15 protein-coding genes are annotated in these 16218 nt (G+C 64.4%); 8 read left to right on the top strand and 7 right to left on the bottom strand.

Going from position 1 to position 16218, the window contains the following annotated elements; genetic code table 11:
• Positions 1-15 precede the first annotated feature (15 nt).
• From NOV72_RS13635 to NOV72_RS13645, 3 genes are all read right to left on the bottom strand, one after another.
• Positions 16-2085 (bottom strand): putative bifunctional diguanylate cyclase/phosphodiesterase, encoded by a 2070-nt coding sequence (locus tag NOV72_RS13635; RefSeq protein ID WP_106855137.1) that lies wholly within the window; start codon positions 2083-2085, stop codon positions 16-18.
• 106 nt (positions 2086-2191) lie between these two features.
• Positions 2192-3463, bottom strand: coding sequence for a cardiolipin synthase (gene cls / locus NOV72_RS13640; RefSeq protein WP_106855138.1), 1272 nt, complete (start codon positions 3461-3463; stop codon positions 2192-2194).
• An 87-nt stretch (positions 3464-3550) separates the two neighbouring features.
• Positions 3551-4348, bottom strand: a complete 798-nt coding sequence (locus tag NOV72_RS13645) for a DUF4410 domain-containing protein (RefSeq protein ID WP_106855139.1) — start codon at positions 4346-4348, stop codon at positions 3551-3553.
• Between the two features lie 403 nt (positions 4349-4751).
• Here NOV72_RS13645 and NOV72_RS13650 point away from each other — a divergent pair, with 403 nt between their 5' ends.
• Entirely contained in the window at positions 4752-5540 is a 789-nt protein-coding gene (locus NOV72_RS13650; protein ID WP_106855140.1) for an SDR family NAD(P)-dependent oxidoreductase, read from the top strand.
• 2 nt (positions 5541-5542) lie between these two features.
• On the opposite strand, the gene NOV72_RS13655 is transcribed toward NOV72_RS13650, so the two are convergent.
• Complete coding sequence (locus tag NOV72_RS13655; RefSeq protein WP_106855141.1) at positions 5543-6958, bottom strand: UdgX family uracil-DNA binding protein; 1416 nt, start codon at positions 6956-6958, stop codon at positions 5543-5545.
• Positions 6958-8169 carry a putative DNA modification/repair radical SAM protein gene (locus tag NOV72_RS13660; protein ID WP_106855142.1) on the bottom strand — a complete coding sequence of 404 codons (1212 nt, stop codon included), beginning with the start codon at positions 8167-8169 and terminating at the stop codon, positions 6958-6960. Before NOV72_RS13660 ends, NOV72_RS13655 begins: the two co-directional genes overlap by 1 nt.
• Positions 8170-8285: 116 nt before the next feature.
• Between NOV72_RS13660 and NOV72_RS13665 the strand changes: the two genes are divergently transcribed.
• From NOV72_RS13665 to NOV72_RS13675, 3 genes are all read left to right on the top strand, one after another.
• Positions 8286-8507, top strand: coding sequence for a hypothetical protein (locus NOV72_RS13665; protein WP_106855143.1), 222 nt, complete (start codon positions 8286-8288; stop codon positions 8505-8507).
• 115 nt (positions 8508-8622) lie between these two features.
• Positions 8623-8910, top strand: a complete 288-nt coding sequence (locus NOV72_RS13670; protein ID WP_245933031.1) for a hypothetical protein — start codon at positions 8623-8625, stop codon at positions 8908-8910.
• 214 nt (positions 8911-9124) lie between these two features.
• Positions 9125-9436 carry a hypothetical protein gene (locus tag NOV72_RS13675; RefSeq protein ID WP_106855144.1) on the top strand — a complete coding sequence of 104 codons (312 nt, stop codon included), beginning with the start codon at positions 9125-9127 and terminating at the stop codon, positions 9434-9436.
• Between the two features lie 12 nt (positions 9437-9448).
• On the opposite strand, the gene NOV72_RS13680 is transcribed toward NOV72_RS13675, so the two are convergent.
• Both NOV72_RS13680 and NOV72_RS13685 read right to left on the bottom strand, forming a co-directional pair.
• Complete coding sequence (locus NOV72_RS13680) at positions 9449-10381, bottom strand: aldose 1-epimerase (RefSeq protein WP_106855145.1); 933 nt, start codon at positions 10379-10381, stop codon at positions 9449-9451.
• A complete protein-coding gene (locus NOV72_RS13685; protein ID WP_106855146.1) occupies positions 10378-11178 on the bottom strand; it encodes a phytanoyl-CoA dioxygenase family protein in 801 nt (266 codons plus the stop codon). The genes NOV72_RS13680 and NOV72_RS13685 overlap by 4 nt, the downstream gene beginning before the upstream one ends.
• A 211-nt stretch (positions 11179-11389) precedes the next feature.
• Between NOV72_RS13685 and NOV72_RS13690 the strand changes: the two genes are divergently transcribed.
• The 4 genes from NOV72_RS13690 (at position 11390) to NOV72_RS13705 (ending at position 16217) form a co-directional block, all read left to right on the top strand.
• Complete coding sequence (locus NOV72_RS13690; RefSeq protein ID WP_245933032.1) at positions 11390-12478, top strand: LacI family DNA-binding transcriptional regulator; 1089 nt, start codon at positions 11390-11392, stop codon at positions 12476-12478.
• Positions 12479-12606: 128 nt separating this feature from the next.
• Complete coding sequence (locus NOV72_RS13695; protein WP_106855330.1) at positions 12607-13614, top strand: ABC transporter substrate-binding protein; 1008 nt, start codon at positions 12607-12609, stop codon at positions 13612-13614.
• Positions 13615-13684: 70 nt separating this feature from the next.
• Entirely contained in the window at positions 13685-15247 is a 1563-nt protein-coding gene (locus NOV72_RS13700) for a sugar ABC transporter ATP-binding protein (RefSeq protein ID WP_106855147.1), read from the top strand.
• A complete protein-coding gene (locus NOV72_RS13705) occupies positions 15237-16217 on the top strand; it encodes an ABC transporter permease (protein WP_106855148.1) in 981 nt (326 codons plus the stop codon). Before NOV72_RS13700 ends, NOV72_RS13705 begins: the two co-directional genes overlap by 11 nt.
• Position 16218 lies beyond the last annotated feature (1 nt).

A 16218-nucleotide genomic window follows, 5' to 3' on the forward strand; every position in this document is an offset into this window, starting at 1 on the left:
GCCAGGCCAAAGCACTCAGGCATCGACCACAGCCTTCTCCAGCATCACCCCGAACGCATCGGCGGAAAGCGGCATCGCCAGCAAGAAACCCTGCATCTCGTCGCACATCATGTCCTGCAGCCGGTCGAGCTGCGAGCCCGTCTCGACGCCTTCCGCGACCACGTCCATATCGAGCGAATGCGCCAGCGCGATGATCGCCGACACGATCGCGCGTCCTTCCTGCCCGTTCTCGTCGAGTCCGTTCGTGAAGAAACGGTCGATTTTCAACTGCTTCGCGCGAAAACGCTGCAAATAGGCAAGGCTCGAATAGCCGGTCCCGAAATCGTCGATGGCGATCTCGAAACCGTTGTCCTGAAACGCGCGGATCATCTCGATCGTGCGCGGCGCGTCCTGCATCGCCACCGTCTCGGTGATCTCGAACATGATCTGATCGCTTTCCACGCCCTCGTCGCGCAAGATCTTCATGATGTTCGCGACGAGATCCCCTTCGTGCAATTGCCGCGGCGACAGGTTGATCGCCACCTTCACCGGCGGCCGCCCTTCCGCTCGCCAGCGCGCGAGATGCCGGCAGGTCTCGCACACGACCCAATAGCCGATCTGCACGATCTGGCCGGAACGCTCCGCGATCGGAATGAATTCGAGCGGCGTCAGCGTGCCGATCTCCGGGTGATCCAGCCGGATCAGCGCCTCCGCGCCCGCCAGCTCGCCGCTCTTGCCGCGAAACTTCGGCTGGAACAGCAAATAGAAATGGCCGCCGTTCAGCGCCTCGTGCAGCGCCTGCTGTATCTGCAGGGTCCGCACCGCCGCCTCGTTCATGCTCGCCTCGAAGAAGCGATACGTGGCGCGCCCGCCGCGCTTCGCCTCGTACATCGCCACGTCCGCGTGCTTGAGCAGCGATTCGACGCTGTCGCCGTCCTGCGGAAACAGCGCAATGCCGATGCTCGGCATCACCTGCAACGGATGATTGCTGACGAGCAGGCCCTGTTTCATCGCGTCGAGAATGCGCTCCGCCATCTTCTCGGCATCGGTCGGCGCATGCAGATTTTCCAGCATCACGACGAACTCGTCGCCGCCCAGACGCGCCACCGTGTCGCCGCCGCGCACGCATTCCTGCAGGCGGCGCGCGAACGCCTTCAGCACCTCGTCGCCGACCGTGTGGCCGAGGGAATCGTTGATGGTCTTGAAGCCGTCGAGGTCCATGAAGAGAATCGCGAAATGGCTGCGGTGATGCTTCGCGTGTTTGATCGCGCGGTCGATGCGCTCGTTCATCGTGCGGCGGTTCGGCAGGTCCGTGAGCGTGTCGAAAGTCGCCATGCGCACGATCTGGCCGTTCAGCCGCGACACCGAGCCGGCCAGGAGCGCCGTGCGCGCATCGAAGCGCGACAGCACGAGCGTGATGATCAGGATCGCCAGCGTGAAGAGCACGATGGTCGTCGCGAGCCAGCGCACGTCGACGTCATTGGCCGCGCCGCAGATCGAGCCCGGCAGGAACTCCGCCGCCGCGTTGCCCGTGTAGTGCATGCCGGTGATCGCGAGGCCCATCACCAGCGCCGAACCCGCGCGCTTGGCGAGCACGTTCGTCTGGTTCGCGTCCGAGAGCGTGTGCGCGATCCACAGCGCCGCACCCGACGCGATCACCGCGATCGCGATCGATGCCGCGAAAAGTGCCGGGTCGTAGACGATCGCCGGCTGCATGCGCATTGCGGCGTCGCCGGTATAGTGCATCGTCGCGATGCCCGCGCCCATCAGCAGGCTGCTCGCGACGAGGCGCCGCGCCGTCAGCCGCCTGCTCGTGATGACGTGCAGCGCGAAGAACGACACGAGCACCGCGATGCCGAGCGACCCGGCCGTGATCTTCAGATCGTAGCCGAGCGGAATCGGCAATTCGAAGGCGAGCACGCCGATGAAATGCATCGACCAGATGCCGATGCCCATCGACGCCGCCCCGCCCGCGAGCCAGGCGTTGCGCATGCGCGATTGCGAAAGCGAGGCGATGCGGCCCGAAATGTCGAGCGCGGTATACGAGGCGAGCGTCGCGACCATGAGCGATGCCGCGACCAGCCAGAGGTTGTAGGTGCCGTGCATAGTTGCGAATAGTCCGAAGACTCGATTGCGTGAGCGTCTTATCGGCTTACGCCCGGCGATCTTTAGACCCGGATGAGAAATATTCGCAATGCGCTGCACGCAAGCGTCAAAGCTGCGAATCGAGCAGCGCGACGGCGCGCTCCACCAGCTTTTCGGCGAGCGGGCGGCGGCGCCAGTCATCGAGCGTGATGCGTTTCGCGTGGGCGACGTCGTCGTCGAAAATCGCCGTCTGCCGGCGCGCGAATTCGCGATCGTAGATATTCAGGTTGGCCTCGTCGTTGAGCTTGAACGAGCGGCTGTCGAAGTTGGTCGAGCCGACCGACACCAGAAATTCGTCGACGACGATGAGCTTGCAGTGGAACATCGTCGGCTGATATTCGTACATTTCGACGCCCGCCGCGAGCAAGTCGCCCCAGCACGCGCGCGATGCCTCGCGCACCGTGTGCGTGTCGATATGCTTGCCCGGCGTGATGATGCGCACCCGCACGCCGCGCTTCGCCGCCTCGACGATCGCGTTGATGGTCAGCTTGTCCGGCACGAAGTACGCGCTCGACAGATGGATGGAGTGCGTCGCGGCGGTAATGGCCATGAGGTACATCAACTGCATGTCGTCGCTGCCGCCGGACGGCGAACTGCTGAACATATGGGCGCAGCCTTCGCCCGCGGCCTCGATATCCGGAAAATAGGACGGGCCGTGCAGCACATTGCCCGTCGCCTTGATCCAGTTGTCCATGAACACGGCCTGCATCTGCCCGACGGCCGCGCCCTCGACGCGAAAATGCGTGTCGCGCCAGTGCTTTTCGTCCTGCGCGTGCCCGGTCCATTCCTCGGCGATGCCGACGCCGCCCGTGAAGCCGATGCGCCCGTCGATCACCAGCAGCTTGCGGTGAGTCCGGTCGTTCATGCGCCCGAGCCCCGTCCAGTGCGGCTTGTGATACTGAATGACCTCCGCGCCCGCGTCGCGCAGCATGTGCAGATAGCGCTTGTCCATTTTCGACGAGCCGACCCAGTCGAGCAGCACATGCACCGCGATGCCCGAGCGCGCCTTGTCGGACAGCGCGCGGGCGATCTCCTCGCCGATCTCGCCCGACCAGTAGATGAACGTCTCGAACGTGATCGTCTCTCGCGCCGCGCGAATGCCTTGCAGCATCGACGGAAAAATCTCGTCGCCGTTCACGAGCACGTCGAAGCGGTTGCCGCCGACGACGGGCGGCCCAAGCAGCAGGCCCATCGAGCGGATGAACTGCGGATCGTCGCTCGCGTAGAGCCGGTCGATCTTGTGCTCGATCTTCTTTTCGCCGCTCGTCAGATTCGCGATCAGCAGCACGATGACGAGGGTCACCACAACGGTCAGGACAATCAGGGCAATCGTCGGCATGCGGGGGCTCGCAAAGCGAACATTCGTCCGGAATCATAGTGCAAGCAGGTTCCGGGCCGCGCATGGTTCGCGTCAGCGGCGCTTCGATCAGCTCTTCGCGGGCATCCATCCCTGCGCCTGGCCGAGCTTGACGATCTGTTTCGCGATGGCGTCGCCGAGACGCTTCTCGTCCGACGACACGCCCGCGTGCTTCGTCTCCGACACGGCGTGCAGCCCGCCCGACACCACGAGCGAACTCGCGACATGCCCCGCCGCCGCGCCGATGCCCGCCATCTCCGCGACGCCCGGCGCGTGGCCGCTGTCGGCCTTCGCGTCGAACTGTTCGAGCAGTTGCGGCGCGCCGTTCGCGGGCTTGAAGACGAGTTGCACTGTCGCGCCGGCCTTGCTTTCGCCCGCGCCGAGGCCGATCACCATGCGGCGGCGGCGATTGCCCGCGTCGATCGTATCGATGCGGCCTTCCACGACCAGCACGTTCTGGTCTTGCGGCGGCGGCACGTCGGCGCGGATTGCGCGAAGGCCCATCGACTGTAGCTTCGCGACGATCTCGTTCGCCACTTCCTCGCGCGCCGCGACGGCGTCCTGCGCCTGCTTTTGCGCCTGCGAATCGCCGGACATCGCGGAGCCGATCTTCGAGATCAGCCCGTGATTGTCGAGCTTGACGTCGCTTGCATCGCTCGCGAAAGCGTAGACGTAGATGTTGTCGGGACGCACGGCGGGCGACGCCGCAACGGTCTGCACGTATTGGCCGCATTGGCCGGATGCCTGTGCGGGATTGCTCGCGCAGCCGGCGAGCAGCGCCGTGCCGACGACAAAACCGGCGAGCGCCGCACCGCGCACTTTCTTGAAGACCGCATTGAGCGACGAGAATTTGATCGAGCTGGACATGTTGCACCTCCGTGCCGGCCGCGCCGGGAATCGTGAATGGATGGATGCGTGATACGTCTCTCGGTTCTCGCTGCTGCGTTCGTTCCCGATCACGCTGGCGCAACTATGAAGGATGACCACGCGGGAAGCCATCGGGCATTTATGTCGCGAGGTTTCACCGGTCGCGAAGGCATGCGGGACAAGGCTCCAGCGGGTTTTTCCGCTACGGGAAGCCGCCGCATTCGGCGCGTTGTGCAGCACGGATTTTTTGATCCGTCATCCTAACTAGATTGCTCAAAATTTGGCCGCTGCAATTTCGATGACGTGCATGAACCATGCAAAGCGCGCCGCTTCTGGTTACCATCCCCGGAACCCGTCGCGCAGGCGCGCCGACGCAACCTCAACCTCGTTCGAAGGAGCAGAGATGGATCTCAAGATCGCCGACAGGCTCGCGCTGGTTTCCGGATCGACGAAAGGCATCGGTCATGCCATTGCCGTGGCGCTGGCGCGTGAAGGCGCGCGCGTGATCGTCAACGGCCGTTCGCAGGCGTCCGTCGATGCGGCGCTCGCCAAGCTGCGCGAACTCGTGCCGAACGCGCAGGCCGAAGGCTTCGCCGGCGACGTCTCGGACGCCGCGCAGGTCGACGGACTCGTGAAGCGCTTTCCGCACGTCGATATTCTCGTCAATAACATGGGCATCTTCGATCCGAAGCCGTTCGAGGAGATTCCCGACGAGGAATGGCTGCGCTTCTTCAACGCCAATGTGATGTCGGGCGTGCGGCTGTCGCGCGCGTATCTGCCGAAGATGAAGGAGAAGAACTGGGGCCGCGTCGTGTTCATCAGCAGCGAAAGCGGCATCCAGATTCCCGTCGAGATGATTCATTACGGCATGACGAAATCGGCGCAGATCTCGCTCGCGCGCGGCCTCGCGGAAACCTGCGAGGGCACGGGCGTCACGGTCAATTCGGTGCTGCCGGGGCCGACGAGTTCCGAAGGCGTCACCGATTTCGTCGAAAAACTGTCAGGCGGCAAGAGCTTTCACGAATTCGAGACGCAGTTCTTCGAAGAAGCGCGGCCGACGTCGATTCTCAAGCGGTTCATCACGCCCGAGGAAATCGCGAACATGGTGGCGTATGTGTGCTCGGATCTGTCGTCGGCGACGAACGGTGCGGCGTTGCGCGCGGACGGCGGCGTGATTCGCGCGGCGTTCTGATCTCATGAGCCGATGAGTTCGCGCGCCCTTTCGAGCGCCTCGACGATGGCCGCGACGGTTCGCTCGCGCGCGGCTTCGTCGTTCTGCCGCAGCGCATACGACGGGTGATACGTCGCGACGACCAGCTTGTCCCGATACGGTACGACGCGCCCGATATGCGCCGCCAGCGTCGCGCGTCGTCCGAACAGCGCCGCCAGCGCCGTGGCGCCGAGCGTCACGATCACGCGCGCGCCGACGTCGTGCAATTCCTGTTCGAGCCAGTACGAGCACGCTTGCACTTCCTGCTGCGCGGGCGTCTTGTGCAGACGCCGCTTGCCGCGCGGCTCCCACTTGAAATGTTTCACCGCGTTGGTCAGATAGACCTGCTCGCGCGGCATGCCGGCGCGCTGCATCGCGTCGTGAAGCAGTTGTCCCGCCGGGCCGACGAACGGCTCGCCCTTCAAATCCTCCTGATCGCCGGGCTGTTCGCCGAGCAGCATGATGCGCGCGCCGGACGGACCCGCGCCGGGCACCGCCTGCGTCGCGTTGCGCCACAGATCGCAGCGGCGGCAATTGTCGAGCGACGTGGGCGCATCGCGTTCGGGCTGCGCGTCCTGCGCTTCTACCTGCACCGGCTTGCCGACGAGCGCGCCCACGCTTTGCGCCTGCGCGACGCGCCGTGCGCCGCCGCGCGCGTCGCTCACGAGCTGCGGAATCAGCGCGCCTTCCGGCAGCCCTTTCCAGAAACGCACCGGCATATGCTGTTCGAGCGCGGATTCGTTCAGGCGCGCGGGGTTGAAAATGCTGCGGTAGTAGGTCATCCAGAGCGCTTCGGCGGCGTCGGGCGTATCGACCGCATGATCCGATGCCAGCGCGCGGCGGCGTTCCAGTTGCAGGCGCTCGCCGTCGAACATCGCGGCTGCGTCGGGCGTCGCGATGAGCCACGTCGAGCGTCCCATGCGCGCCGCGAAATGCTCCGCGGCCCAGGCGAGCACGTCGTGGCCCGGCTCGTACCAGGCCACGTATTCGGGCGCGCCGAGCGATGCCTCGCGCTGGCGGAACCGCACGTAGGCAATCATGTCGTGCTGTGCCCGGCGCACCGCCTTGGCCATCTTGTAGAGGCGCGCGCCGTCTTCATCGGCGGGCGATGCAACCGAACGGTCACCCTGCGCCCAACGCCAGAGCACGCGATAGAGAAAGCTCCAGCGGCGCGGATCGCGGAAATGCGCGGCGTCCTTCAGAAGCGATGCAAGTTCTCGCGAGACGCGGATGTGCGGCGCGTCCGCCGCGCCGGCCGGCGATGCCGCTTCGCCGAACAACGCCGGCTCCGCTTGCGCCGTGCGCCAGTCGATCGATTCGGGCGTGAGTTGTTGCGCGAGGGCATCGAGCGCGGCGGCGCGCCAGGCGTCGAAATCGTCGTCGATGATGATGACGCGCATCAGATCAGCGAAAGCTGCACAGGCCCGGTGGCGAGCGCGCGCCGAAGATTTTCCGACGGCGTTTCGCCCAGCGGCGGCCGGTAATCCGCCGTGACCACGAACGGCTTCACCTTGTCCATGCCGCAGCGCAACTGCACGAGATCCTGATAGCGCACGCGCCGCGCGCGCCGCAGTTCGACGATGCGCTTCGCGTTGCGCATTCCGATGCCCGGCACACGCGCGATCACGCGCGCGGGCGCGGCGTTCAGATCGACGGGAAAGCGGTCGCGATGCGCGAGCGCCCACGCGAGCTTCGGATCGACATCGAGCGGCAGATTGCCGGCATCGCCGAGCAGTTCGGCGGCGGCGAATCCGTAGCCTCGCATCAGAAAATCCGCCTGATACAGCCGATGCTCGCGCAACAGCGGCGGCGCTTTCGACGGCACGCCCGACGGGCTGTCGGGAATCGGACTGAACGCCGAGTAATACACGCGCTTCAACTGATACGAGCCGTACAGCGTTTCGGCGGTGCCGAGGATCGTGCGATCGTCGGTTTCGTCGGCGCCGACGATCATTTGCGTGCTCTGCCCGGCCGGCGCGAAACGCGGCGCGCGCGGCTCCGCTTCCGACTCCTCGCGCGCGACGCGGATATTGCCCATCGCCAGCTTGATCGTGCGGCCGCTTTTTTCGGGCGCGAGACGTTCGAGACTGATTTCCGTCGGCAACTCGATGTTCACGCTCAGGCGGTCGGCGTAGCGTCCCGCTTGCGCGATGAGTTCCGGGTCGGCGTCGGGAATCGTCTTCAGATGGATATAACCGCGAAAATGGTGCTTCTCGCGCAGCGTCCTCGCGACGAGAACGAGCTGCTCCATCGTGTAGTTCGACGAGCGAATCACGCCGGAGCTGAGAAAAAGCCCGTCGATGTAATTGCGGCGATAAAAATCCAGCGTCAGTCCGACGACTTCTTCCGGCGTGAAGCGCGCGCGCGGCACGTTGCTCGAACGCCGGTTGATGCAGTAGCGGCAGTCGTAGAGACAAAAGTTCGTCAACAGGATCTTGAGCAGCGAGACGCAGCGGCCGTCCGGCGTGAAGCTGTGACAGATGCCTGAGCCGGTGCTGGCGCCGAGGCCGTCGATGCCGCGCGACTCGCGTTTCGGCGCGCCGCCGCTCGCGCATGACGCGTCGTATTTGGCGGCGTCGGCGAGGATTTCGAGCTTTTCGGAGAGATCCATCTTGAGTATGATACTGTATGTATATACAGTACTGCAGGTGAGGTGGGGAGTCAAACGCAAATGCGTTTGCGCACGCTTCGCGCCTGCCCGCGAGACATCAATCCCGGAGCCTTTTTATGCGATTCGACTACAAGACGTTTCACATCGATTGCACCGCGCGTCACGACCCGGACGGAAGCTACTACGCCCGCGCGAAGATCACGCATTCGCCGGACGAACACACGGCGCATGTGGAAGTTTTCGAATCCGGCGAACTCGACGCATTCACGAGCGAATCGGACGCCGTTCATTGCGCGCGCGCCTGGGCCATCGAATGGTGTGACGAGGCGTTGGCGTAGTCATCGCGCTGCCGCGTACTCCCGAGCGGCACGGCGATTGCGCAAGTCTAGCGGCGAGGCCGCGGCATTGTGCGAGCCCGCGGGCATCGAAACCATCGATCAACGGGAGGACATCATGAAAAACGCGAAGAGAAGTCTGCTTGTTTCGGCCATGATTCTGGGTCTGTCGGGCGCAGCGTTCGCGCAAGGCGGCGGCGCGGGCGGCGGAACGGCAGGAGGCAACGGCGCGGGACAAGGCGGCACCGGTATGGGCACGCCGAATAGCAATGGCGTGACAGGCTCGACCTCGGGCGCTTCGGGCGCAAACACCATGGGCTCGTCGAGCAGCAGCAAGATGCACAAGAACAAGAAGAGCAGTTCGAACTCGGGTACGTCGAGCGGCGGCGCCGCGAAGTCGTACTAAGTTTGGTGTCATCGCGCGTTCGGGCGTTTCAAGAGTTCGAACGCGCCCCCACCAACGCATCCCTACGAAGTAGGGATTTCTCACACTCCCGCTTCACCGTAAGGTGATCGTTGAGCGCTATTCACTGCGCTCGATTCCCATCCATCGAAAAGCTGCAAGGAGTCCGAGAATTGTGTTCCCGGCTGCTTGTGCATTCGTTTCAAGGAGCTGGAGCATGAAGTCGAAAGTCAGTCCAAAACGCTTCGCCATGGTCGCCGCGTGCGCGCTCGTCGCCAACGTTGCCACTCTCGGCGCGGCGCACGCTCAAGGCATGCCCGCCGACGCGCAGCAACTCGTTCAGACGATGCGCCCGATGTTCATGTCGCAAGCCACGCCCGAACAGAAGCAGACCGCCGCAACGCCCGCCGCCCAAACAGACGATGCCGCATACGGCGGCATGGCCGCCGGCGTGAGCGCATCCGCGAGCGGCCGCGCTCAGAGCGGCTGCCGCGCCATGCCCCGCTGCGACGTCTTCTTCGGTCAATAAGCCGACACAGTCCTACCCGAAGCGAGTCGTCCACGTGAACGACGCGGTGACCGATTCGCCCGGTTCCAACACCGCGCCGCCCTTCAGCGCGTGATCGGTATCGAGATTGACCCAGTCCGCCACGTTGCTCACCGGCTCCACGCAGAGCAAATCGGGATGCGACGCGGGCGCGTACACCACCATGTGATCGAACGGCGCTTCTGCGGCGAGCGTGATCGCGCGCGCTTCGTCGGGCCAGGCGATCGTCGCCGTGCGCGACCAGCCGGCGAAGTTGTTGTCGAGATCGAAGGCATCGGCGGACATGCCTTCTTGCGACGCCATCGCATCGACGCACGGATGCGGTCCCGCATGCGTCGGCAGCAGATCGGGCGTGCTATGCCACATCGCCGCGACGCGCGCGTGGACGCGTGTGTTTCGCGTGCGCGGATAGTATGGATGATGTCCCATGCCGAAGGGCATCGGCCGATCGGACAGGTTGCGCGCGGAGATCGCGACCGTTAGCGTGTGTGCATCGAGCGCGAAATCCTGCGTCGCTTCGTACGCGAACGGCCAGTGATGCGCCGCCGCGCGCGAAGGTTCGTGCAAAAAATGCAAACGCGCGCGCGACGCCGACACGTCGCCCACTCGCCACGGCAAGCGCCATGCGTTTCCATGAAGCGCATGGGCGAAGGCATTGCCGTCGCCGGACAGATCGACGAGCGCACCGTCGAATTCGAAGCGCGCATCCCGGATACGGTTGCAGTACGGCAGCAGCGGAAAGCTCGCCATGCCGAGCGGGTCGCGCGCGGCGAGCGCGGACGGCGTCGCGGCACGCAGCCAGTCGAAGGAACGGCCATCGCGTATTTCGTCGAAGGCCGCGATCGCGCCGCCCACGTGCGGCGCGAGCAGCACGCGCCGGGCGCCGTGACGCAACTCGACGAGCGTATCGGAAGGCGCGGCGCTCAATATGCGAACTGCCGGTAGCTTTCGTCGAAGGTGCGCGCCGTTTTCTCGACGAGCGGATTGAAGCGCAGCAGACGCCGCGCGCGCGCGGGCAGGTCGGCGAACACGTCCCGCGGCACGTCGATATGCACCTCGGGACGGAAATACCACGCGCGGCTATAACCGATCACGACCATCGGGCGCGGCTCGCCGCTCAGATTCGGCGTACCGCGATGCAGCCCGCGCACATCGCGGATCATCACGTCGCCGACTTTCATCGGCACTTGCTCGGCGGCGAATCGCCCGGCCTCAAGACCCGCGAGCGCTTCGTCCCGCGACATGCGATGCGTGCCGCGCGTTGTTTCGAGCGGACCGTTGCGCTCATCGACATCGACGAGCGGGAAATTCACCGCAAGCTGGAATGAAGGCGTTTCGGGCGCGTCGTCGAAAAGCGGCGGCGTATCGCGATGCCAGTCCTGGTAACCGGAGCCGGCCACGGGCGTATCGGTGGCGAGCTGACACATCACCGGATCGCACCCGGCCACGCGCTCGACAATGCCGACGATGTCTTCATCGCAAAAGATCGACGGATCGGCGAATTCGCCTTCGAACGGCAGCGTGACGTAATAGCGGCCCGCTCCGCGATTGCCGCTCGCCGATGCGTCGCGCGCGGCATCGACATGCGGTTGCAGAAGCGGCGCGAATGCATCGCGCCACGCTTCGAGCACGGCACGCGGGAAATGGTCGCGCAGCAGCACGAAGCCGTCCCGTTCGAACGCTTCGGCGAACGCGTTTCGCGTGCTCTCGTCGTATTTGCCCATGCGCGATCTCCTCGTTGCGAGTGCGAGAGCAGAATCGCACGCGTGTAATCCGTTCGTCAATATTATTAGTAATAACCGGTGAAAACCCTGATCAGAAATGCCCAATAAACCCGTGCTTTCCGCGTCATTCATCACTAATATTAACGGCAAGTTACTCCGGCCCACGCCACTTGATCCGCGGAAGAAACATACGCCGCATGCGCTACACACAATGAAGAAATCGACGCAACGCCGCCCGACGATGACCGACATCGCGAAACTCACCGGAGTCTCGCAATCGACGGTCTCGCTCGTGCTGAACAACGCGAGCGGCGCGAAGTTTTCCGACACCACGCGCGACAAGGTGCTGCGAGCCGCGCAGGAACTCGGCTATCGCATGACGCAGCGCGAGCCGGTCGCCGCACTGGAGAGTCAGGGCGAGCGCAATCTGATCGTCTATCTCGCCGACGAAATATCGACGAGCCCGCACCCGGTCGTCAGCATCGACGGCGCGCGCGATGCCGCGTTCGCCAACGGCCGCATGCTCGCGGTCTATTCGACGCACGGCAACGCGGAAATCGAGGCGCGCGTGCTCGACGCGACGCTTGGCAATCCGAACGTGCTCGGTGTGATCTACGCGACCGTCTACACGCGCCGCGTGACGTTGGCCGCCGTGCTCGCCAAAGTTCCGACCGTGCTGCTCAACTGCTATACGAGCGATGCGAGCGTGTCGTCGGTCGTGCCCGCGGAAGTCGCGGGCGGTCACACCGCGACGGATCATCTGCTGGCCGCGGGCCATAAGCGCGTCGGTTATATCAACGGCGAGCCGTGGCAGGACGCGGCGCGCGATCGGCTCAAGGGTTATAGAACCGCGCTCGCGACGGCCGATCTCCCCTTCGCGCCGGAACTCGTGCGCGAAGGCGACTGGAGCCCGGACACCGGCTTCGAACAAACGCTCTCGCTGATGCGCGAGCCGAATCCGCCGACCGCGATCTTCTGCGCGAACGACCTGATGGCGCTCGGCGCGATCGAGGCGCTGAAGCAGCTCGGCCTGCGCGTGCCCGACGATGTCTCCGTACTCGGCTATGACGATCAGGAGATCGCGCGGCATACGCATCCGCCGCTTTCGACGGTCGTGTTGCCGAACTACGAGCTTGGTCGATGGGCGGTCGAAACGCTGCTGCAGGAAGAGGAAAACCGCGCGGCAGGGGCACCAGTAAGACGCCGTACCGTGAAACTCGACGGACCGCTGATCGAGCGCGGCTCGGTCAGGGAAATCACCGAAGTCAGACAGCTCGCAGCTAATAATATTAGCGATTGAACGTTAATAAAACGCGATGAAACAATCGCCAAAGTCGCAATACGCATGACCCCTCTCGCAGAGGAAGACCGGGCAACACAAGCATCGGCACTACTAGAAAAAAGGTAAACCATCCTATGGAGGAAGACATGCTGTCGCTAGAGAAGAAATCGCGCATGGGCCTGCGCCCGCTCGTCGCCGCACTGACCGCCCTGACACTCGCGGCCGGCTTCACCGCCGCCCACGCCGCCGATGACGGACTGCCGAAAATCCCGAACAAGAAGCCGTTGAAGGTCGGCTTCGCGCAGACGGAGAGCAACAACCCGTGGCGTCTCGCGGAAACCAAGAGCTTCAAGGACATCGCCGCGAAATGCGGCTGGCAGATGGTCATGACCGATGCCAACAGTTCGGCGGCCAAGCAGGTCTCGGACATCCAGAGCATGATCGCGCAGCACGTCGATCTGCTGGTGTTCCCGCCGCGTGAAGAGAAGCCGCTCGTGCCCGTCGTGATGCAGGCGAAGAAAGCGGGCATTCCGGTGATTCTCGTCGATCGCAACATCGATCAGTCGATGGCGAAGGCGGGCAAGGACTACATCACGTTCATCGGCTCGGACTTCATCGATCAGGGCCACCGCGCCGCCGACTGGCTCGTGAAGGCGACCAACGGCAAGGCGACGATCATCGAACTCGAAGGCTCGACGGGCGCGTCCGCCGCGAACGATCGCAAGAAAGGCTTCGACGAAGTCATCGCGAAGAATGCGGGCATGAAGATCGTCGCGTCGCAAAGCGGCGACTTCGCGCGTGACAAGGGCCGTCAGGTGATGGAGACGCTCTTGCAGGCGCATCCGGATGTCACCGCCGTCTATGCGCACAACGACGAAATGGCGCTCGGCGCGATCGCCGCGATCAAGGCGGCGGGCAAGCAGCCGGGCAAGGACATCGTCCTCGTGACGATCGACGGCACCAAGGGCGGCCTCGAAGCGATCAAGGCAGGCGAGCTGGGCGCGAGCGTGCAGTCGAGCCCGTTCTTCGGGCCGCTCGCATGCGATGTCGCGCAGAAGTACGCGAAGGGCGAGACGATTCCGCCGTGGGTCAAGGTCTCGGACCGGTTCTACGACAAGAGCAACGTCGACGCGAGCATGCAGTACGGGTACTGAGCGGAGTGTGTGTGCCTTGCGGGCGCCTGATCGAAGGCGCTCGCTTTTTCTTTTCGAAGGACAGCACGGCATGGCTCAGACTCCCCTTCTCGACATGCAGGACATCGACATCGCGTTCGGCGGCGTTGCTGCGCTGAAGCGCGCGCGCCTCTCGGTCGCGGCGGGCGAAGTGCATGCGCTCATCGGCCAGAACGGCGCGGGCAAGTCCACGCTCATCAAGATTCTGACGGGCGCTTATCGCAAGAGCGCGGGCACGATTCGCTTCGATGGCCGCGAGGTCGATTTCCGCACGCCGAAAGACGCGCGCGCAGCAGGCATCAGCACGATCTATCAGGAGATCAATCTCGTGCCGTTCCGCTCGGTCGCCGAGAACATCTTTCTCGGACGCGAGCCGCGCCGTTTCGGTCTTATCGACTGGAAGACGGTGCAGCGTCGCGCGGCGGATCTGCTCGAATCGTTCGGATTGCGAATCGATGTCAGAAAGCCGGTGCGCGAATACTCCACCGCAATCCAGCAGATGGTCGCGCTGGCGCGGGCGGTGTCGTCGGATGCGAAGCTCGTCATCATGGACGAATCCACCTCCTCGCTCGACGAACGCGAAGTCGAACTGCTCTTCACCGTCGTGCGACGTTTGCGCGACGACGGACGCGCGGTGATCTTCGTATCGCATCGGCTGGACGAACTGTATGCGCTGTGCGATCGCGTCACCGTGATGCGCGACGGCCAGACCGTCGCCGAAAATGCGATGCAGGAGATGGACAAGCTGAAGCTCGTCACGACGATGCTCGGCCGCACGCTCGCCGCCGTCGTGCACGAAGACAGCGCGGTGAAAGAAGCGAATCTCGCGAAGCGCGGGCCCGTCGCACTCTCCGCGCAGAGCCTCGCCGCGGGCGCGAAAGTCACGGACGTCTCGCTCGACGTGCATGCGGGCGAAGCCGTCGGTCTCGCGGGCCTGCTCGGCTCGGGACGCACGGAAACGATGCGCCTTCTCTTCGGCGCGGACCGCCCGTCCAAGGGCGCGCTCGCCGTCGGCGGCGAGAACGCCGCGTTCAAATCACCGAAAGACGCGATCGCGCGCGGCATCGCTTATCTGACGGAAGATCGCAAGGCCGAAGGCATCGTGCCGGAGCTATCCGTGCGCGACAACCTCACGCTCGTGTGCCTGCCTGCATTGACGAAGAGCGGCGTGATCGATATCGCGAAGCAGCGCGAAATCGTCGATGGCTTCGTCGAATCGCTCGGCATCAAGCTGCGCTCGCCGGATCAGCCGATACGCGAACTCTCCGGCGGCAATCAGCAGAAGGTACTGCTCGCGCGCTGGCTCGCGACGCACCCGCGCCTCTTGCTGCTCGACGAACCCACGCGCGGCATCGATGTCGGTGCGAAGGCCGATGTCGCGAAGATCGTGCGCGAGTTGCGCGACGCGGGTCTTGCGGTGCTGCTGTCCGCATCGGAACTGGAAGAACTCACGGCCGTGGCCGATCGCGCAGTCGTGATTCGCGACGGCGAAACGGTCGCGCAACTCGACGGCGCGCAGATGAACGAGGCATCGATCATGGACGCGATCGCCTACGGCGCGGGCGCGGAATCGACGCTTGCCGAAGCGGTGGAGGAAGCGAAACATGATCGATGACACGCAACGCGCCGCGCCGATCGTGCAGGCACCCGCGAAGAAGAAACGCGCAATCGCGATTCAGCGCGAAGTCGCCGTGCTGCTCGCGATGATCGTCTTCAATCTGATCTTCACGCAGCACTTCCTTTCGCTGCAGACGTTCAACGTGAATCTCACGCAAGTGGTGACGATCGTGATCGTCGGCATCGGCATGACGCTGGTCGTCGCGACGGGCGGCATCGATCTGTCGGTCGGTGCGTCGATGGCGATTGCCGGTGCGCTCGCGCCGATGCTCTTCATGAACATCGACGGGCCGCTCGGCATCGTGCTCGCGTTCACGTTGCCGATCGTCGCCGCGGCGGCATGCGGCATCTTCAACGGCTTTCTCGTGACGCGTCTGAACGTGCAGCCGATCGTCGCGACGCTGGTGCTTTTCATAGCAGGACGCGGCATCGCGCAGGTCGTCACCGATGGCAGCCTGCAGGCGTTCAACAATCCCGCGTTTCAGTGGATCGCGCTCGGCAAGGTCGCGGGCGTGCCCTTCCAGATCCTGTTGATGCTCGCGCTCGTTGCCGTGTTCACGTGGATCGTGCGCAAGACGCTCTTCGGCAAATACCTGCTCGTGACGGGCGGCAACGAGGATGCCGCGTATCTCTCCGGCATTCCGACCGCGCGCGTGAAGATGATCGCGTACACCGTCTGCGCGGCGCTCGCCGGACTCGCGGGGCTCATATCGATTTCGGTGAATTCGTCGTCGGATGCGAACGTGGTGGGCCTCGGCGTCGAACTCGATGCGATCGCGGCCGTCGCGGTCGGCGGCACGGCGCTGACAGGCGGCAAGGCTTATATCACGGGCACGCTGATCGGCGCGCTCATCATTCAGTTGTTGCGTTACACGCTGCTCGCGCACGGCATTCCGGATGCCGCCGCGCTCGTGCTCAAGGCCGCGATCATCATCGCCGCGGTGTACGTGCAACGCAAGCGAGGCTGAT

Source organism: Caballeronia novacaledonica, from assembly GCF_900258035.1.
Classification (GTDB): Bacteria; Pseudomonadota; Gammaproteobacteria; order Burkholderiales; family Burkholderiaceae; genus Caballeronia; species Caballeronia novacaledonica.